This window comes from Pseudomonas sp. DY-1, from assembly GCF_003626975.1.
GTDB lineage: Bacteria > Pseudomonadota > Gammaproteobacteria > Pseudomonadales > Pseudomonadaceae > Metapseudomonas.
The window spans coordinates 2,455,386-2,474,597 of the sequence record NZ_CP032616.1 but is presented as its reverse complement, the minus strand read 5'-3'; the positions used below and the strand labels follow the sequence as shown (position 1 = coordinate 2,474,597).

Genomic DNA, 19,212 nt, shown 5'->3' with positions numbered 1-19,212 from the left:
GGGTCCTGTCTGAATCTTGCGTGATGCGGACACAAGCGTTTCTGACATTCCTCTCCCGGAATGATTGGGCGGGCGACCAGATGGTCGCCCATTTTTTTGCCCGGAATTTCTGGGAGGCGCGACGGTTGGGTGTTGTCGCAGGTTGGGTAGAGGAACGAAACCCAACGACGGTGCTGCGGATCAGGCCTGGCCCCGTAAGGTGGATCTGTGACGCGTGATTTACCTGACGGGGCCAGTCTTCCGGACATTCCAGTCTTCACGCCAGTTTCAGCAACGCCATCCCCACCAGCAGCAACCCCAATCCCAGCCAGCCACGGCCGGCCAGGCGCTGGCCGAACAGCGTCCAGCCCACCGCAACGGTGGCGAGAATGCCGAAGCCGCCCCAGATGGCATAGGCCAGTGACAAGTCGATGCCGCGTACGGCCTGCGCCAGGGCCGTGAAGGCCAGCAGGATGCAGAGAATCGCTGCGGCCCCCAGCAACCGACGACGGAAACCGTCGGAATACTTCAGCAGTACGTTGGCCAGCACCTCCAGGGCGATGGCGGCGCCGAGCCAGGCGAAATGAATCCAGGTCACGCCGTTCATGCCAGCACCTCCTGGCTGCGAGCCACGGGTGCGGCGCGGGTGCCGGATTTGATCAGCAGGATGCCGACAATCATCACGGTCAGGCCGAGCGCCTTGTACAGGCCGATGCTCTCGCCCAGCCAGGTAACGCTGACGAGAGTGATCAGCACGATGCCGATGCCTTCCCAGAGGGCGTAGGCCACGCCGACCGGCACGCGCTTGATTGCCAGCGAGAGGAAGAAGTACGACAGGCCGATCAGGCCGTACATCAACAGGTGGCCGAGCACTGGGGCGTGTTCGGCGGAAAATTTCATTGAAGTGGTGCCGACGACTTCAAAAAGGATCGCGGCCAACAGATAGAACCAGGAACGCATGGTGCCCTCCCTTGGGCATGCAGAGCCCTTCGCCCGGAGGCGAATGACGCGTTTGCAGGAAATCCTGGCCATGGCATTGCGGGGCGTACCCGACGCTTCCACGGCATGAGGAGAGGGGAGGGGCTACAGGTCGCCGGTCCAGTGGCGCTCGCGGGAAGCGAGGCGGGCGAAGTGGAAGGGGTAAAGCGATGTGTTCAACATAATGAACGCAATATTAGCCGTTCAGGTCGATAGAAGGCAAATTCAAAGGTGTGGCGGCGTGCCGCGGGGAAGGGTAGGGAGAAGTTGTGTTCATTATTTTGTTCGGTTGGCGCTGGGCACCAATCTTGTAGGGGCGAATAAGTTCGCCCCTACAAGGTGTGCCAGTCGGCCGGATCATCCCACCTCCCGACTCAGCCAGTCGAAAAAGGCCTTCACCGGCGGGTGGCGTTCGCGGCCTGGCACGCAAAGGGTGGAGTAACCCGCGCCGGTCACGCTGACTTCTGGTCGGAATGGCACCAGCAGGCCACTGGCGAGGCTCTCCGAAACCAGGATGGAGCTGGCCAGCACCAGACCCTGGCCTGCGATAGCTGCCTGCAAGGCGTAGTGTTCCTCGTCGTACTCCCGCTGCGGTGCGCTTGCCAGCAGGTGTTCCTCGCCAGCGGCCTGGCACCAGGCCTTCCAGCCCAGTTCGTAGAGCAGGGCGTTGCGCCAGCGCACAGTGATCAGTGTTGGCAGGCCGCTGCCGAGCCCGTTCACCAGCGCAGGTGATCCATAAACGCCAAAGCATTCGTCCAGCAGGCACTGGCTGTGCAGGTTGGGGTGTTCACCCACGCCGTAGCGGATCACGAAATCGACGCTGGCGTCCTGGTGCAGGTCGATCAGGCTGTTGCTGGTGTCCAGGCGCACGCTTATTTCCGGGTATTCGGCGTAGAAGCGGCCGAGCCGCGGGATCAGCCAGAGCGCGGCGAAGGCCGGTGTGGTGGATAGGGTCAGGTTGCCGCTGCTGCGTTGTGGACGTAGCTGGTCGAGGGTCTGGGTGACCTCCAGCAGGGCGCCGTGAAGGCTGCCGAACAGGCGTTGTCCACATTCGGTAAGGCGCACGCTGCGCGGCAGGCGCTGGAACAGCGGTACCCCCAGCCAGCTTTCCAGGCCGCGAATCTGGTGGGACACCGCAGTGGGCGTCACTGCCAGCTCCTCGGCAGCGGCCTTGAAGCTGGAAAGCCGTGCGGCGGATTCGAAGGTACGCAGGGCGGTCAGGGGCAGGTTGGAAAACATGAAAACTCCACGGATGAATCCAATTCATCCAAATGAATTAATCCTCATTTGTCCGAAGTGGTTGGCGTAACTAGCTTAGAGCCTGAGTTTCCGCCAATTAACGTGCTTCTGGAAGCACAGTCATCAAGGAGATTGAGATGAGTACGATTCTTTCTGTGCAGGGTAGCCCTCGTGGTGAGCGTTCCCATTCCCGTCGTCTGCAGGAGTCTTTCCTCAAGGCTTGGCAGGCGCGCCAGGGGAGCGGCCAGGTGTTACGCCGTGAAGTGGGACGAGTGGCCATTCCCGCCGTCACCGAGGGCTGGATCGCCGCTGCTTTCCATCCGGAGCCGGAGGCACGCACCGAAGTTATGAAGGCTGACCTGGCAGTGAGCGACCTGCTGGTGGATGAGCTGTTCTCCGCTGACCGCCTGGTGATCTCCGCACCCATGTACAACTTCGGCGTGCCCAGCGGGGTCAAGGCCTGGATCGACCAGATCGTGCGGATTCGGCGCACCTTCGACTTCGACCCGAACAAGCAGGGCAATCCCTATACCCCGCTGGTGCTGGGGCGCAAGGCGCTGATCATCACCACCCGTGGTGACCACGGCTACAGTCCGGGCGGCGCCAATGCCCACATGAACCATGCCGACGCCTACCTGCGCACAGTGTTGGGTTACATCGGCATCACTGACGTGACAGTGGTGGCGGTGGAAAACGACGAGTTCGGCGGCGAGGCGTTCGAGCAGTCCTACCAGCGGGCGGAGCGGGCCCTGGCGGACCTCGCGGAAACCTTCTGAGGACGCAGTCATGGCCTGGATATACCTGCTGGTGGCGGCGTTCTTCGAGGTTCTCTTCGCCATGGGCATGAAGTACGCCGAAGGTTTCACCCGGCCCTGGCCTAGCGTGCTGGTGGTGGTGGCCGCGGTGGCCGGGATCTGGTTCCTGACCCTGTCCATGCGCGTGCTGCCGGTGAGCATCGCCTATCCAATCTGGACCGCGATCGGCACCCTGGGAACGGTGCTGCTGGGTTTCCTCCTGCTGGGAGAAGCACTCACACCGACGAAGCTGGTGTCGGTGGTGCTGATCGTCGCTGGAGTGTCGGGGCTTCGGTAGGTTGGTGCCAAGCGAAGCGCGGCCCAACATCGGCGTTCGACCGGAGCCACGATGCGTTGGGCTTCGCTGCGCTCTGCGCCAACCTACGGCGGGACTGCGTCCCGCGTGGCGAATGAATTCAGCACGAAGGGTGGATGTCGCTTTTCACATCCACCAGCTTGGCCAGGTCTGACACCGATGGTGGATCGATAAGTACGAAAGGCCGTGGGAGCGAATCCATTCGCAAGGGGCTTACCGCCTGCTCACCTGCACTGCCGGCGCCAGGTCCTGGCACTGGGTGTTCAGGCCGGGGGCGAGGTAGGGCTGGAGGATGGGCGCCATGCCCTTGAGCACCTGCACGGGCAGAGCCGAGGTGAAGCTGAACTTGTCAGCCTGGCTGCCTTCGACGAAGGCGGTGAGGGTGCCGAAGTGGCGCGGGCCCAGATAGAAGACGAAGGTGGCGGTGCGGTTCATCGCCTTTGAGCTCTTCACCGTGCCCCAGCGGGTGACGGTCTGGATGCGGTTGTCGCCGGTACCGGTCTTGCCGCCCAGGACCAGCGGTTTGCCGTCGGGCAGGGTGAAGCTGCCTTGCAGGCGTCGAGCGGTGCCGCCCTCCACCACCTTCGAGAGTGCGTCGCGCAGGGTGGCCGCTACCTCCGAGGTCATGACTCGCTTGCCCTCGCTGGTCTGCTGGCCCACCAGGGTTTCGTAGGGGGTGTTGGCGGCGAAGTGCAGCTGCTCGATGCGCAGGGTGGACTGGCGCACGCCGTCGTTGAGGATGATGCCCATCAGCTCGGCGAGGGCTGCCGGACGGTCGCCAGAGCTGCCCAGGGCGGTGGCCAGGGACGGTACCAGGTGGTCGAACGGATAGCCCAGGGATTTCCAGTGCTCGTGGATATCGAGGAAGGCTTCCACCTCCATCATGATGCGGATGCGCTTGTCGCGAGCGTACTTGCGCTTGGATTTGAACAGCCAGCCATAGACCTCGCGGCGTTCGTCGCCGCTGGCCTCCACGGCCTCGCGGTAGGTCGCTTGCGGATGCGCCTGCAGGTAGCCGAGCAGCCAGAGCTCCAGCGGGTGCACCCGGGCCACATAGCCCTGGTCGTTGAGATCGAAGGCGCCCGGCCCGTAGCGGGTGTAGAGATCTTCCACGCGCTTGTCGGTCAGCGGCGGGTTGGCCTTGGGCACCCGCTCGCGCATGAACGCGGCGAAGGTGGCCAGGTCAGCCTGCGGTTGCAGGTAGCGGTGGATGGCGGCCATCCGCGCGCCCCAGGGGTTGAGGCCGTCGAGGAAGGTCGACATGCGCTGCTCCGCGTCCTTGCCCTGGTACTTGTTCCAGAAGCGGCGCAGATAGGTCTGGCTCTCACGGGACACGAACAGGTCCAGATAGCCCTGGCGGCGCGGGTCCTTGTCGTCGGACAGGAGCTGCATCTTGCCACCGTCGGGACGGTACATGTCATGCCGCACCACATCGCGCAGCAGGCGCACGAACGGCAGGTTGATGGACTCGCGCAGGGCATCGCGCAGGCTGGGGCGACGGCCGTTGTCTTCCTTGCGGAAGTTATTGAAGGCGTGCAGCCCACCACCGGTGAAGAAGGCTTCGTAGGGGCTGGCGGAGTAGGTGCGGTCCAGGGCTGCCTGGAGCATGGCGCTGAGGTTGCGATCCTTGGTCTGGATCAGGTAGTCGATGGCCCACTTGGTGATGAAGTCCAGTGGGTCGACCGGAACCTTGCGCAGTTCCGCCACCGGCAGGCCGGCGTAGCGCTCGTGCAGGGTCGCTACGTTTTCCAGGTAGGTGGCGAGCACCCGCAGCTTGGCGGTGGAGCCCAGCTCCAGCTTGCTGCCTTCATTGATGTCGAAGGGCTGGTCGGTGTTGTCGGTCTGCACGCGCACGCGGTTGCCGGACGGGGTGCGCTCGAAGAGGGTGAAGCTGTAGCGCACTTCACGGGTTTTCTCCGGGGATAGCAGGCGTTCGCCATACAGCCCCACCTGCTCGGCAAAGGCCGGATCGGCCAGTTGGCGCAGGTAGTCGGTCACAGCGTTCTGCAGCTCGCTCTGCAAGGTGCTGCTGGCGGTGAGATCGAGGCGGTCGAGATCGTACAGCGGCATCTTCAGCATGCTCGAGAGGCGACTCCGGGCCACGCTGATGCCCTTGTTCGCTTCCACTGCCTGAAGCGCCGGTTCTTCCACCCAGTTGCGGAAGCGAAGCTTGGCACCCAGGGCGGCGTCGCGCAGTGGCGTGTCGATGATCCCCGCGCCAGCCAGCACGCGGATATGGCTGTCGGTGAGGGCGTTCAGCTCTTCATGGGCGCTGGACAGGTAATAGGAAGGGCGGCGCTGGGCGATGAACAGCGAGAGCACCTGGCGCATTGCCAGGCCGCGTTCGTCCAGATCGCTGTCCTTGCTCCCCAGTATCCGGTTGACCCGATTGAAATCGGCGCCGTACCAGACCCGCAATCCGTCGGCTATGCCGTGCACTTCACCATGTCCCGGCGCGGCCGAGAGCGGCACGCTGTTGAGGTAGTCCAGGACGATGCGTTCGCGCGCGGCCAGGGTTTCCGGGCCGCCCTGGTAGGCGCGCACGCTGGCCGAAACCATCTGGCGAATCTTCTCCGAGGCCGAGGCGGTACGACCGAACGGTGAATGGCGGTATTTCTCCAACTGGGTCGCCAGGGTGCTGCCACCGGCCGACTGGCCGTCCAGGTCGATGGCCTTGCCTACCTGGGTCAGGGCGGCCTTGGAGAAGCGCGGCCAGTCCACCGCCGGGTTGGCCAGTGGCGTTTCCTGGTCCAGCAGTTTGCGGTTTTCGATGAACAGCAGACTGTTGACCAGCAGTGGTGGAATGCTCGCGAACTCCGGGTAGCGCTGCTGCGGGTAGCTGAACTGATAGAAGGGCAGGCCACGACAGTCGCAGATGCTGATGCCGGCCTGGCTCTTTTCCCGGTAGGGCGGGAACAGCCCGCGGTCGGCGTAGTTGATCAGCGCGGGGGAGAAGCGTGTCTGCTGTTCGATTGCATAGCCGCGTTTTTCCAGGCGTTCGAGCATTTCCGGCAGGGAGGCGTAGCCCAGCCGGCGGTCGAACGGGCCGTCGCCGGGGTAGCGGATGGCCTTGCTCGGGCCATCTTCGAGCTTGTAGCTGAGGGTCGCCGCGTAACGGCTAAGCTCTCGTGCCTGGAAGCGCGACGTCTGCATTTCATGAGTGGCGGCGGCAACGACGATGCCGCAGGTCACCAGGAAAATGCTCCAGAACAGGAGGCGGTGCCTGCGGCGTGGTGGCTTTTCCGGCGGAACGCCGGATTCATTGAGACTACCTGGGGGTACCTCGTTCCTGGTTTCGTCGGATTGCCATATTGCGCCCATAGTCCACCGGCCTGGCCTGTTACCGCTCTTGCTTGCAATCTTAGTAGGTAGTCGGCTGGCTGCATGGTGGAGTGGCGGCAAAAACAGGAGCGAATCAATGACAGGCGACAATCGGAAGCAACTCGACCACAGCTGGCGCGCCAACGCTTCTGGTTGGACACGTGCAGTACGAGAAAGTCGCATCGAAAGCAGGCAGTTGGCCACTGACCAGGCCATTGTCGACGCCGTCCTGACCCATCGGCCGTTGAGGGTGCTGGACCTCGGTTGCGGCGAAGGTTGGCTGAGTCGTGCGCTGGTTGCACACGGGCTGGCGGTGCTGGGGATCGATGCATCTCCGCCACTGGTGGCGGCGGCGCAGGCGGCCGGTGGTGAGTTCCGCTGTCTGGACTACACCACTTTTCAGGCCGATCCGGGCCAACTGGGCTGCTTCGATGCCGTGGTGTGCAACTTCTCGCTGTTCGAGGAACATTTGCAGCCGTTGCTGGTGACATTGCGCGAGCAGCTCACCAGCGATGGGCTGTTGCTGATCCAGACTGTCCATCCCTGGCAGGCCCGCGGTGACCAGGGATACAGAGATGGCTGGCGCCGCGAGGATTTCGCCGCCTTCGAAGGCGAGTTCCCCGAGCCCATGCCCTGGTACTTCCGCACCCTGGAATCCTGGTGCGCGCTTCTGCTCGTCAGCGGCTACCGCATCGAGGCCTTGCGCGAGCCGGTCCATCCGCATACCGGCGAGCCGCTGTCCCTATTGCTTGAGGCCAGGAAGTAGGAAAGGAGGCGCTTGCGATACCCATCGTTCGGTCGCGCTGGGTTTCGTTCCTAACGGAGCACCGCCCGACCCATCCTGCGAACTTCGTTCCACTCCCCCTTATCGGCACTTTCGTGCACCAAAAGTAGGCATGACGTTGCCTTGTCTTTGTGCAAGACTCGCCGCCGATCTCGGACGCGTCTGCGCCCGCCGGACTGTTCAGCCCCACAAGGACGGGACTTCCAGGCGGCCAAGGGTCTTACCACGACCCGGCTTTTCGGCTACGCGGCTGACTCCTCGACAACTACAAAATGAGGTACCACTGCATGTCCGTTGCTGATCATCAGCCACAACATGAATCGCTGCACCGAGACCTCGGTGAGCGTCACATCCGCCTGATGGCCCTGGGCGCCTGCATTGGCGTCGGCCTTTTCCTGGGTTCGGCCAAGGCCATCCAGATGGCTGGTCCGGCCATCATGCTGTCCTACATCATTGGTGGTCTTGCCATCCTGGTGATCATGCGCGCCCTCGGCGAGATGGCTGTGCATAACCCCGTGGCAGGCTCCTTCAGTCGCTACGCCCAGGATTACCTCGGGCCACTGGCCGGTTTCCTCACCGGCTGGAACTACTGGTTCCTCTGGCTGGTGACCTGCGTGGCGGAAATCACCGCCGTGGCCATCTATATGGGCGTCTGGTTCCCTGAGGTGCCGCGCTGGATATGGGCCCTCGCGGCGCTGATCAGCATGGGCGGCATCAACCTGATCGCCGTGCGCGCCTTCGGTGAGTTCGAGTTCTGGTTCGCCCTGATCAAGATCGTCACCATCATCGCCATGGTGGTCGCCGGTACCGGAATGATCGTCTTTGGCCTCGGCAACGACGGTATCGCCACCGGCATTTCCAACCTCTGGGAACACGGTGGCTTCATGCCCAACGGCGTGCAGGGCGTGCTGATGTCGCTGCAGATGGTCATGTTCGCCTACCTCGGTGTGGAAATGATCGGCCTGACCGCCGGCGAAGCGAAGAACCCGCAGAAGACCATTCCCCAGGCCATTGGCTCAGTGTTCTGGCGCATCCTGCTGTTCTATGTGGGCGCACTGTTCGTGATCCTCTCCATCTATCCGTGGAACGAGATCGGTACTCAGGGCAGCCCCTTCGTGATGACCTTCGAGAGCCTGGGCATCAAGACCGCCGCCGGTATCATCAATTTCGTGGTGATCACCGCCGCGCTGTCCTCCTGCAACGGCGGCATCTTCAGCACCGGCCGCATGCTCTACAGCCTGGCCCAGCAAGGCCAGGCGCCGCGGGCCTTCGCCGTCACGTCCAACGGCGTGCCGCGTCGCGCACTGCTGGTGTCCGGTGCCGCGCTGCTGCTGGGTGTGCTGGCCAACTACCTGGTGCCGGAGAAAGTGTTCGTCTGGGTAACCTCCATCGCCACCTTCGGCGCCATCTGGACCTGGGCGATGATCCTGCTGGCGCAATTGAAGTTCCGTCGCAGCCTCACCCCCGCCGAACAAGGCAAGCTGCAATACCGCATGTGGCTGTTCCCGCTCAGCTCCTACCTGGCCATGGCCTTCCTGGTGCTGGTGGTGGGCCTGATGGTCTACTTCCCCGACACCCGCGTCGCGCTCTACGTGGGCCCGGCCTTCCTGGTGCTGCTGGTGGTGCTGTACAAGGCGCTCAACCTGGCTCCGACCAGGGCCTCGGAGCCCGTTGGCGACGCCGCCTGACAAAGACCTTCGCGATGACCATCGGGCCCGCCATGTGCGGGCCCGGTGCTTTCTCGGGGTGCTTGAAGCGACCGGCCGATCAGCGGACTATCCTTCGCCAACTGGCCATGCGCCGGTATCCCCAGGAGGTGTTCATGCTGTGTATTGCTTCCCGGCTTCTGACCGTCGGCAACTCTTTGCTTGCGAGCATCCTGATCGTTTGCCTGCTGCTGACCGGGTGCGCGGGCTTTCGTTCGGGCGTGGAGAGTGCGGCCTTCGTCGAAGACCAGGCGGCCGACGAGCGTGGCCGTATTCAACTGACTGATGTCGCGCTGACCCTGGATCTGCACAACCAGATCCAGCAGAACGATTTCCAGGTGATCCTGTTCGTGGTGCCGGTGATGTATGACCCCATCGACAAGCCACGCTATGACGAGAAGGACGGGATTCGCCTGCTGCTGGAAATCCAGCCGGCTACTGCCGACTTCCACTTTCGTCCCGAGCATGTGGTGCTAAGGGTCGACGGCCGTGTCCTTGAGCCGGCGGCGGTATCCCTGATCATGGTTCGCGATGTGGGTCAGTTCCCTCTGGACGGTTTGCAGGCGATCAACCAGTCCCCCGCCGGGCTGGACTACCGACTGGCGGTGCCACAGCGGAGCTGGCAGTTCATCCTGAAGTTCGCCGGGCCGGTACCCAAACCGTCCAGCGACATCCAGTTGGACTTTTCCCGTGCCCTCGAACGTCCCGGAAAACCGCCACTTCCGACGATTCGCTTCCGCTCCCGACCTTGGAGTCAGGGGTACACCTGATAGTGTGACCGCCGGTCCCGCGCGACGCGATTGGGCAGCTAGGCTGAAGCCAATCACTGTTTCTGGAGATCATCGCCATGGCCGGTTCCACTGCCGTTCCTTGCCTGCGTTACCGCGACGCACCCGCCGCCGTCGCCTGGCTCTGCCACACCTTCGGTTTCGTCGAGCATCTGGTGGTGCCCGAGCAGGACGGCAGCATCTCTCACGCCCAACTGAGCCTTGGCGAGGGCATGATCATGCTCGGTTCCGTGCGCGACACCGACTACGGTCGACTGATGCGCCAGCCCGACGAAACCGGCGGCCTGGGTACGCAGAGCATCTATCTGGTGGTGGCCGACGTCGATGGCGTGCATGCCCGCGCGGTGACAGCCGGCGCCACCATCGTGCTGCCCCTTAAGGATGAGGACTACGGCGGGCGAGGTTTCACCTGCCGCGACCCGGAAGGCCACTTGTGGAGCATTGGTTCGTACGATCCCTGGGCTTGAGCCGCTCGGTCCATTGCCGGAAGATCGCGCCCCAGCTGCCGGCAATCCCGACTGAACGGAATTCCGAGGAATACGCCATGCAAAGCATCACCTTCCCCGACGGCACCCAGGTGCCCGCCATCGGCCAGGGCACCTGGCACATGGGCGAGAATCGCAGTGAACGCAAGCGCGAGGTCGCGGCACTGCGCCAGGGGCTGGAACTGGGCCTGCGCCTGATCGATACCGCGGAGATGTACGCCGAAGGCGGAGCCGAACAAGTGGTGGGCGAAGCCATCGCCGGCCTGCGGGAGCAGGTCTTCCTGGTCAGCAAGGTTTATCCGTGGAACGCCAGCCGCCGGGGCACGGCCCTGGCGTGCGAGCAGAGTCTCAAGCGCCTGGGTACCGACCATCTCGACCTCTATTTGCTCCACTGGCGCGGCGAGCACCCGCTGGAGGAGACGGTGGAAGCCTTCGAGCGCCTGCGCGAGCAGGGCAAGATTGCGCGCTGGGGTGTGTCCAACCTTGACCTTGATGACCTTCACGAACTGCCCGCCGGTTGTGCCGCCAACCAGGTGCTCTACAACCCCGAAGCGCGCGGGATCGAGTTCGACCTGCTGCCTTTCCAGCGGCAACAGGGTATGCCGCTCATGGCCTACAGCCCGGTGGGGCAGGGCGGCAAACTGCTGCGTAATGCGGCGATGCAGGAAGTCGCGCGCCGCCATCAGGCCAGCACCGCCCAGGTGGCGCTCGCCTGGGCGCTGCGCCAGGACGGTGTGATCGTTATCCCCAAGGCGGTCGATCCGCTGCACCTGAAGCAGAACGCCGAGGCCCACAAGCTCCAACTCAGCGACGACGACCTCGCCCTGATCGACCACAGCTTCCCGCCGCCACGGCGCAAGCGTCCGTTGGAAATGCTCTGAGGCCTGCTGCTTCTTGTGGGAGCGAATTTATTCGCGAATGAATTCGCCCACAGGAAGGGGCTCCCAACTGCAGGAGCCAGCTTGCTGGCGAAATGGTCAGGATTCGCTAGCAAGCTAGCTCCTACATGGCGCCACTCGGCGGCGAATCCGGACTGATGGCAAGATAATTCCTCGTCCCAGATTCCTATTGTCCTACAGCTCTCATAGACTCTTGCCCACTTCTATCCAGGGATGGCCTTGATGAAACGTACGTTGTGGACGCTGTTTGGGGTGATGGGGCTGGTCGCGGTTTCCTGGGCCGAGGAACCGCCCGTGCAGGACCCGTTGCTCGATGCGCCCGCCACGGCCACGGCCACGTCCCCCGGCGGCGAAGCCCGTGGCGTCCTGCGGGCCCGCAACCAGGCAGTCCTGGCCAGTGAACTGGCCGGGCGCATCGTCGAGATGCCTTACGCCGAAGGCCAGGCATTCAAGAAGGGAGAGGTACTGGTGCGCTTCGACTGCAGCGCGTACCAGGCCCAACTGAATGCCGCCAATTCCGCCGTGCGCGCCGCCCGCGAGGAGCTGAAGAACAAACAGCAGTTGGCCGCCCTCAACTCGGTGGGCCGCTTCGAGGTCGCCCTGGCCGAAGCACGCCAGGCTCAGTCCCAGGCCGAGGCGCAGGTCTACCAGGTGCAGGTGCAGCGCTGCCAGGTCAAGGCACCGTTCGACGGCCAGGTGGTGGCGCGCAAGGTCCAACCCCATGAAAGCGTCGCCAGTGGCGCGCCGCTGCTGGACGTAGTGGACAACCGCACCCTGGAGATCCATCTGCTGGTGCCTTCCCGCTGGCTGAACAAGCTCAAGCCTGATCAGGCCTTCGAATTCGTGCCCGACGAAACCGGCCAGCCGCTGCACGCGGTGGTCAAGCGCCTTGGCGCACGCATCGACGAAGGCAGCCAGACCCTTCTGCTGATCGGTGGTCTGCCAGCCGACGCACCGGGCCTGCTGGCTGGCATGAGCGGCACCGCGCGCTTCCCGGAGAATCCATGAACGCAGCCGCGCCGGGTGCGGCCGAGCGCGTGTTCGCGCTCTTTCTCGGGCTGCAGCAACAGGCCCGTCAGAAGGCCACTACCGAGCAGTTGGCCTTCGCCATGGTCAACGATGGCCAGGCCCTGTTCGGATTCCGTCATGCCGCTTTGCTGATTGCCGGCAAGGTGCGGGCACTGACCGGTATCAGCCTGGTGGAACCCAACGCGCCTTTCGTGGCATTCGTCGAACGTGCCGCCGCGCAGTTACTCCGTCAGGAACGGCTCGATGAAACCGCCGCCATCGATGCCGAAGCCCTCGACCAACAGTCTCGCGTCGACTGGCAGGCGCTGTCCGCCGCCCATGCTGGCTGGGTTCCACTGAAAGATCGTCAGGGTGAGGTTTTCGGTGGACTCTGGCTGGCTCGCGAGCATCCATTCAATGAAGCCGAACTGGCCCTCCTGACCCAGCTCGGCGACACCTACGCCCATGCCTGGCTGGCCCTGCAACCGCGCAAACCCTGGCGCCTGCGCTGGCCGAAGAAGAAGCTGATGGCCATCGCCGGCGGGCTCTGCCTGCTGCTCCTGGTGCCGGTACGTCAGTCAGTGCTGGCGCCCGCCGAAGTGGTGCCCCAGGGGGGCCGGGTGGTGGCGGCACCGCTGGATGGCGTGATCGCCGAGTTCCTGGTCAAGCCCAACCAGAGCGTGGCCGCAGGCGACCTGCTGGTGCGCTTCGATGCCACCAGCCTCAAGGCCCAGGCGGACGTTGCCGAGCGCGCCCTTGGTGTCGCCGAAGCCGAGCTCAAGGCCAACACGCAGCGTGCCTTTGCCGATGCGGAGTCCAGCGCACGCATCGACCTGCTGGCGGCGCGGGTGGAGCAGAAGAGATCCGAGCGCGACTATGCCCGTCAGTTGCTGGCACGTAGTGAAGTACGCGCCGAGCGCGGCGGAATTGCGGTTTTCGCTGATGCCGAGCGCCTCACCGGCAAGCCGGTGCAGACCGGTGAACGGTTGATGCAGATTGCCGATCCGGCCCAGGCCGAACTGCGCATCGAGCTGCCAGTGGGCGACGCCATCGCCCTGCAACCGGGGGCCGAAGTGGCGCTGTTCCTCGACAGCGATCCGCTCAACCGCCACAGCGCTCGTCTGGAACGTGCCGCCTACGAGGCCCAGACCACCGCCGCCGGCCAACTGGCCTACCGCCTCGATGCTGCCTTCATTGACGCCCCGCCGCGCATCGGCCTGCGCGGCACGGCCAAACTCTTCGGTGATCGCGCGCCGCTTGCCTATTACCTGTTGCGTCGGCCCCTGGCCGCGGCTCGACAGAGCCTGGGCTTCTGATGCTGCCCGCACTGCGCTCCGACCTGCAGTTGTCGCCGGCCGCCCCCGGGCTGGATGGCGCGCCGCAGTGGACCCTGGCCGACCCCCTGCGCGGTCGCTACTTCAAGCTCGGTGCGGCCGCCGTGCGCCTGCTGCGTCACTGGGCCCTGGGCGACCCGCAACGGGTGCTGGACGCGGCCAACGCCGAACCCGGTCTGCCCCTGGGTTCGCCGGAGGTGGAGGAGTTGTTGCGGTTCTTGCGAGGCCACGATCTGATCGCGGCCCTGGACGAGGAGCAGCGCGCCAGCTATGGGATGAAGGCTGTTGCCGCAAAGCAGAGCCTGTGGAACCGCGTGCTGCACCAGTATCTGTTCTTCCGTATTCCGCTATGGCGGCCCGACGCGTTCCTCAACCGCGCCTGGCCCGTACTCGAGCGTAACGGCCATTGGCTGATGCGTTGGGGCCTGCCGCTGGTGTTCGCCCTCGGCCTGTTCCTGGTGGCGCGGGACTGGCAGCGCTTCATCGCGACCTTCCCCCATCTATTCAGCCTTGGCGGCGCCCTGGCCTTTGGCGTCGCCTTGACCTTCGCCAAGCTCTGTCACGAGTTCGGCCATGCCTTCATGGCCAAGCGCGCCGGCTGCCGGGTGCAGAGCATGGGCCTGGCGTTCATGGTTCTGCTGCCGATGTTCTACACCGACGTCAGTGACGCCTGGCGGGTCAATGACCGCCGCTCGCGGTTGCTGATCGGTGCCGGCGGCGTGCTCGCCGAACTGGTGCTGGCGGTGCTCGCGCTGTTGGCCTGGTCGCTACTGCCGGACGGACCGGCGCGCACCTCGGCATTCATGCTCGCCAGCGCCACCTGGATCACTACGGTGATCATCAACCTCAATCCGTTCATGCGCTTCGACGGCTATTTCCTGCTCAGCGATCTCTGGGGAGTGGAAAACCTCCAGGCGCGAGCTTTTGCCCTGTGCCGCTGGCGCCTGCGCGAGGCCCTGTTCGGTTATGGCGAGCCGGCGCCCGAACCCTGGCAGCCGGCCATGGCGCGACGCCTGATCGTGTGGGGCTATGGCTCCTGGCTGTGGCGCGCGGTGCTGTTCTTCGGTATCGCCTTGGCGGTCTATCACCTGTTCTTCAAGGTGCTGGGCATTTTCCTGATGCTGGTGGAACTGGTCTGGTTCATCGGTCTGCCAATCTGGCGCGAGTGGACCGAGTGGTGGCAGCGCCGCGATCAGGCCGAGCCTCGCAAGGCCTTGCTGACCGCTGCCAGCCTGTTGCTGGTACTGATCCTGCTGGCGTTGCCTTGGCGCAGTTCGGTGGAGGTTCCGGCGTTGCTGGAGGCCTCGCGGGCAACCGCCCTGCACGCCCCCGTGGCGGCGCGGCTGAAGGCGCTGCATGTGGAGGATGGTCAGGCGGTGGAGCAGGGCGACCTCCTGCTTGAACTGGAGTCCCCAGACCTGGACTCCCGCCAGGCGATCGTCCGCCGCGAGATCGAGATTCTCCAGTTGCAACTGCGCCGCCAGGCGGGACGCAGCGAGACGGCCGCGGATGCCGGCATTCTTGAGCAGCGCTTGGCTGAAGCGGTGGCCGAATACCGCGGGCTGGCCGCGCAGCGCGAACGCCTGCAATTGCGTGCGCCCCAGACTGGCGTGGTGCGCGACCTGCTGCCGGACCTCACGCCAGGTCGCTGGCTCAGCCCACGTGAACCCATGGCGCGCGTGGTTGAAGCGGGCCTGCGTCTGCGCGGATATCTGGCCGAAGAAGAACTCTGGCGGGTACAGGTCGGTGCCGAAGGCCGCTTCATCGCCGACGATCCGGCGCGGCCGGCGTTGTCGGTGCGCCTGGACGAGGTGGATGCCACGGGCGTGGCCTATCTGGAACTGGAGGCCCTGAGTTCCGATCACCACGGCCCCATTGCCGTGCGCCGCGACGCCCAGCACCGGGCGGAGCCAGTGCAGGCCCAGTACGGTGTGCGCCTCAGCCTGCTGGACGATTCCATCCATCCGGCACAACCCCTGCGTGGCGTCGTGGTGCTGGATGGGGAGGGCCAGTCCCTGCTGGGCTTCGCCTGGAGAAGGCTGGCGGCGCTGGGTGTGAGGGAAAGCGGTTTCTGATTTCCAAGGAGCAAGGACGGTTCCATGCCAATCCCCCCATTGCCAATTTGCTCGCGCCTGCCGCTGAGGTTCGAACTGGCCCCGCTGCTGGAAGCCCTGGCGCGCATCGAGTCTGACGCGTGGCAGAGCCACTTCAATACCGGTTACTACGAAGGCGACTGGAGTGGCGTCGCACTGATTACCCCCGAGGATTCGCCCCTGCCGTTGGCGCCAGGTCTGGGCTCACCCGTCCGTAGCACCTGGTGGCAGCGCGAGGTGGCCTGGAATGAACTGCTCGGCACCTTCCACACCACAGTGCGCAGCGCGCGCCTGCTTCGCCTGGGACCGGGGTCGCGCATCCATGAGCATCGCGACCTGGATCTGGGCCAGCCAGGCAGTGACGTGCGTCTGCACGTCCCTCTGCTGAGCCCGGCTGGCGTGGAGTTCCTCGTCGATGGCCTGCAGGTGCCCATGCAGCCTGGCGAGTGCTGGTTTCTTGACCTGTCACGCCCGCATCGGGTGGATAACCCGGGGCCAGGGGAGCGCATCCATATGGTGCTGGACTGCCAGCCCAATGACTGGATGGTTGCTGCCATCGACCAGGGGCTGCCCACCACTCCCACGCTGCAACAGGGTAGGGCGGGGCAGGACTTTGCACGATTCCGCCAGTTGGTGGAGCAGGACGCGAGCCTTGCCCAGCGACTGCGGTCGTTGACCGAGGTTCGCGACTTCTTGCGGGAAACCGTCGAACTGGCCGCCGCGTGCGGCCTGCATTTTTCCGAGGCGGACGTCCGTGCCGCCATGCGCCTGGGCAAGCAGGCGTGGAGTGAGCAATGGAAAGCATGAATTCACACGGTGATCTTCACGGCTGGCTGCCGGTCCGCGCCTGGCAACGCGACGGCGAGTGGCGCCTGGACTGGTGCTGGTTCGGCGAGCAGCGGCTTACTCGGCCTTTCTTTCGTGACGACGTTGACCTGGCCTTACGGTTGCCTTTCAACCAGGCATTCCGCCGCGAAACAGGACTGGATGTGCTGCTGGACTGGCAAATCTCCAGTCCGGGATTTGCGCCGAGTGTTCTGATCTTTCATGCCTCCCGCTGCGGCTCGACCCTGATGGCCCAGATGCTGGCGAGCCTTGAGCGGCATGTCGTGCTGTCCGAACCGCCGCCGCTGGATAGCCTGTTGCGCGCGCATTTCCACGATCCTGCGGCTTCGTCGCAGCAGCCAGCATGGATCGCAGCGCTGATGTCGGCCTATGGCCAGCGGCGTTGCGGGGGCGAGCAGCGTCTGATGGTCAAGCTGGATGCCTGGAACGTGTTCGAAGCGCCGCTGCTACGAGACCTTTACCCGAATACGCCGCGCATCTTTCTGTACCGCGATCCGCTGGAAATCGTCGTTTCCCAACTGCGCCAGCCCGGCATGCATCGGGTGCCGGGGCTGCTCGGGCCGTCAGCTCTGGATTTCGCCGGGGAGGACATCGCGGCCATGTCGCCCCTGGAATACACCAGCCGCACGATCGGACGCATTCTCGAGCAAGGGCTCGAGCTGTGCCGAGCCCAGGGAGGCATTCCGGTGAACTACAACGAGCTGCCTGACGCGCTCTGGGACCGCCTGGCTCCCGTGTTTGGCCTCGGCGAAGCCGATACGCCGAAGCTGCGGGATATCGCGGCCTTCGATGCCAAGCAGCCGGCCATGTGGTTCAGCGCCGACAGCCAGCGCAAGCGTGATGAGGCCAGCGGCGAAGTACGCGCAGCCGTGGAACGTTGGGCGGACGATTCGTACGAAGGATTGGAGCGTATTCGGTGTATAGAGCAGACACTTCATACAGAGGTTAGAAATTAGTCCTATTGATTATTAACTAAACGGTGGCTAGTGGCCTGCACCTTGAGATACTCTTCCGACGTTGATCTCGCGTGATAGCAAAATAACAGGATGCCGGCTTGCCCTGCTGGGGGCAGTCAGCAAGGACGCACGGTCTCATGCCAACTCTGGAGTTGAATCTTCGCCCCATAGCGAATGCCGACATGGCGTTCCTGCGGGAGCTTTACTCGACGACCCGTGCCGATGAAATGGCCTCCACTGGATGGAGCCAGCCCGCCATCGATGCCTTCCTCGCCCAGCAATTCGACGCCCAGCACCGTTATTACCAGGAGCACTACCACGATGCGCAGTTCTCGCTGATCTGCCATCGGAGTCAGGCCATCGGCCGGCTGTACGTCTTCCGTGGACCGAACACTCTCAATCTGATCGATATCGCCCTTTTGCCCGACTGGCGCGGGCAAGGTATCGGCACGCGCTATCTACAGGCCCTGACCAACGAGGCGGATGAGACCGGCAAGGCGATCCGCCTTTTCGTTGAGCCTGGTAACCCGGCCACGCGTCTGTACAGCCGTTTCGGCTTCGTCGTCACGGGCAATAACCGCGTGTATCTGCAGATGCAGCGCAGCGCCAGGACCTCACTCGCACAGGAAGCTTCCGCATGAGCCTGATCCCGACTCGCCAGGATTTCGAACAGCAGCTTCATCAGCCATGGCAGCTGAGCTGGGAGAGCGGCGAAGGCGTCGCCGTGATGCTGATCGAGGTCAGCGAGGGCCAGGCGATGAACTCGCGCCATGAATGCTACAGCGCCATCTTCGCGCAGCCGGTGGGCATCCAGATGCCACAACACAGCTATCGGTTGCGTAGCCCCAGCAATGCCGAATGGACGGTGATGCTGAGTCCCATCGGGCCGGACGAGGACGGTGAACACCATTTGTTGCAGGCAGTGTTCCACTGCCGCAAGGCCCTGTAGGGCAGTCCGGATCAAAGAGTTGTCCGCGCATCGATGCGCACCCTGCCGCCTGGGCGGCATCAACAAGGAGCAACAGCAATGAGTGATCCCTTCCTCGGCGAAATCCGTATGGTCGGCTTCAACTTCGCCCCCCGTGGGTGGGCCTTATGCCAGGGCCAAGTGATGTCCATCGCGCAGAACTCCGCCCTGTTCTCGCTGCTCGGCACCCTGTACGGCGGCAATGGCCAGGTCACCTTCGGCCTGCCGGACTATCGCGGCCGCAGCCCGGTGGGGCAGGGGCAGGGCCCAGGCTTGAACCCGATCGACATCGGTGAAGTGAGCGGGACGGAGAACGTGACCATTCTCTCCAACCAGATGCCGGCCCACACCCACACCGCGACGCCCGTCAGCAACTCGATCAGTGCGTCCGGTCAGGCCTCCATTCCTGCTGCGACCACCGGCACCACCCAGGCCAATCCAGGGCCGACCACTGTCCTGGGCCCGATCGCGGCTGCCGGCCGTGCTGGCAGCCTTTACGCCACCGGTACCCCGGATACCACCTTGGCACCGTTCAATGTCAGCGTGCTGGGCGACATGCCGGGCATCAACATCGGCATCAGCGGCGGCAGCCAGCCCCTGGCGATCCGCAACCCGTTCCTGGGCACCAATTTCGTAATCGCGCTCGAGGGCATCTTCCCGTCGCGCAACTGACCCCGGCCCGCCCAGGCGGCTTGCTGGAGTTGTAACAGTACAGGGGG

The 19,212-nt window shown here is 64.3% G+C and carries 19 protein-coding genes; 15 read left to right on the top strand and 4 right to left on the bottom strand.

What is annotated here, in order from left to right; genetic code table 11:
• Positions 1-256: 256 nt before the first annotated feature.
• The 3 genes from mdtI to D6Z43_RS11740 all read right to left on the bottom strand — a co-directional run bounded on the left by mdtI (position 257) and on the right by D6Z43_RS11740 (position 2,196).
• A complete protein-coding gene (mdtI, locus tag D6Z43_RS11750) occupies positions 257-586 on the bottom strand; it encodes a multidrug/spermidine efflux SMR transporter subunit MdtI (RefSeq protein WP_120652282.1) in 330 nt (109 codons plus the stop codon).
• Complete coding sequence (locus D6Z43_RS11745; protein WP_120652280.1) at positions 583-939, bottom strand: multidrug/spermidine efflux SMR transporter subunit MdtJ; 357 nt, start codon at positions 937-939, stop codon at positions 583-585. Before D6Z43_RS11745 ends, mdtI begins: the two co-directional genes overlap by 4 nt.
• Positions 940-1,314: 375 nt before the next feature.
• Positions 1,315-2,196, bottom strand: coding sequence for a LysR substrate-binding domain-containing protein (locus tag D6Z43_RS11740; protein ID WP_120652278.1), 882 nt, complete (start codon positions 2,194-2,196; stop codon positions 1,315-1,317).
• A gap of 137 nt (positions 2,197-2,333) precedes the next feature.
• On the opposite strand from D6Z43_RS11740, the gene D6Z43_RS11735 reads away from it, so the two are divergent.
• Positions 2,334-2,972, top strand: coding sequence for an FMN-dependent NADH-azoreductase (locus D6Z43_RS11735; RefSeq protein ID WP_120652276.1), 639 nt, complete (start codon positions 2,334-2,336; stop codon positions 2,970-2,972).
• Positions 2,973-2,982: 10 nt separating this feature from the next.
• Positions 2,983-3,288, top strand: a complete 306-nt coding sequence (locus D6Z43_RS11730) for a multidrug efflux SMR transporter (RefSeq protein WP_120652274.1) — start codon at positions 2,983-2,985, stop codon at positions 3,286-3,288.
• 231 nt (positions 3,289-3,519) lie between these two features.
• On the opposite strand, the gene D6Z43_RS11725 is transcribed toward D6Z43_RS11730, so the two are convergent.
• A complete protein-coding gene (locus tag D6Z43_RS11725; RefSeq protein WP_120652272.1) occupies positions 3,520-6,627 on the bottom strand; it encodes a transglycosylase domain-containing protein in 3,108 nt (1,035 codons plus the stop codon).
• 97 nt (positions 6,628-6,724) lie between these two features.
• On the opposite strand from D6Z43_RS11725, the gene D6Z43_RS11720 reads away from it, so the two are divergent.
• From D6Z43_RS11720 to D6Z43_RS11660, 13 genes are all read left to right on the top strand, one after another.
• Positions 6,725-7,393: a bifunctional 2-polyprenyl-6-hydroxyphenol methylase/3-demethylubiquinol 3-O-methyltransferase UbiG gene (locus D6Z43_RS11720; RefSeq protein WP_120652270.1), complete on the top strand. Its 669-nt coding sequence runs from the start codon at positions 6,725-6,727 to the stop codon at positions 7,391-7,393.
• 305 nt (positions 7,394-7,698) lie between these two features.
• On the top strand, positions 7,699-9,099 hold the full coding sequence (locus D6Z43_RS11715; protein ID WP_120652268.1) for an amino acid permease: 1,401 nt from the start codon (positions 7,699-7,701) through the stop codon (positions 9,097-9,099).
• Positions 9,100-9,233: 134 nt separating this feature from the next.
• Positions 9,234-9,887: a hypothetical protein gene (locus D6Z43_RS11710; protein WP_120652267.1), complete on the top strand. Its 654-nt coding sequence runs from the start codon at positions 9,234-9,236 to the stop codon at positions 9,885-9,887.
• 77 nt (positions 9,888-9,964) lie between these two features.
• Positions 9,965-10,372 carry a VOC family protein gene (locus tag D6Z43_RS11705; protein ID WP_120652266.1) on the top strand — a complete coding sequence of 136 codons (408 nt, stop codon included), beginning with the start codon at positions 9,965-9,967 and terminating at the stop codon, positions 10,370-10,372.
• Between the two features lie 77 nt (positions 10,373-10,449).
• Entirely contained in the window at positions 10,450-11,271 is an 822-nt protein-coding gene (locus D6Z43_RS11700; protein ID WP_120652265.1) for an aldo/keto reductase, read from the top strand.
• Between the two features lie 273 nt (positions 11,272-11,544).
• Positions 11,545-12,297, top strand: coding sequence for an efflux RND transporter periplasmic adaptor subunit (locus D6Z43_RS11695; RefSeq protein ID WP_371924418.1), 753 nt, complete (start codon positions 11,545-11,547; stop codon positions 12,295-12,297).
• A complete protein-coding gene (locus tag D6Z43_RS11690; RefSeq protein WP_120652263.1) occupies positions 12,294-13,613 on the top strand; it encodes an efflux RND transporter periplasmic adaptor subunit in 1,320 nt (439 codons plus the stop codon). The genes D6Z43_RS11695 and D6Z43_RS11690 overlap by 4 nt, the downstream gene beginning before the upstream one ends.
• Positions 13,610-15,706, top strand: coding sequence for an efflux RND transporter periplasmic adaptor subunit (locus D6Z43_RS11685; RefSeq protein ID WP_174235603.1), 2,097 nt, complete (start codon positions 13,610-13,612; stop codon positions 15,704-15,706). The genes D6Z43_RS11690 and D6Z43_RS11685 overlap by 4 nt, the downstream gene beginning before the upstream one ends.
• A 24-nt stretch (positions 15,707-15,730) precedes the next feature.
• Positions 15,731-16,531, top strand: a complete 801-nt coding sequence (locus tag D6Z43_RS11680) for an aspartyl/asparaginyl beta-hydroxylase domain-containing protein (RefSeq protein WP_120652261.1) — start codon at positions 15,731-15,733, stop codon at positions 16,529-16,531.
• Positions 16,519-17,526, top strand: a complete 1,008-nt coding sequence (locus D6Z43_RS11675; protein ID WP_120652259.1) for a sulfotransferase family protein — start codon at positions 16,519-16,521, stop codon at positions 17,524-17,526. The genes D6Z43_RS11680 and D6Z43_RS11675 overlap by 13 nt, the downstream gene beginning before the upstream one ends.
• A 137-nt stretch (positions 17,527-17,663) precedes the next feature.
• Entirely contained in the window at positions 17,664-18,167 is a 504-nt protein-coding gene (locus tag D6Z43_RS11670; RefSeq protein ID WP_120652257.1) for a GNAT family N-acetyltransferase, read from the top strand.
• Positions 18,164-18,475: a hypothetical protein gene (locus D6Z43_RS11665; RefSeq protein ID WP_120652256.1), complete on the top strand. Its 312-nt coding sequence runs from the start codon at positions 18,164-18,166 to the stop codon at positions 18,473-18,475. Before D6Z43_RS11670 ends, D6Z43_RS11665 begins: the two co-directional genes overlap by 4 nt.
• A gap of 78 nt (positions 18,476-18,553) precedes the next feature.
• Positions 18,554-19,165, top strand: a complete 612-nt coding sequence (locus D6Z43_RS11660) for a phage tail protein (RefSeq protein ID WP_120652254.1) — start codon at positions 18,554-18,556, stop codon at positions 19,163-19,165.
• The last annotated feature ends 47 nt before the right edge of the window (positions 19,166-19,212 follow it).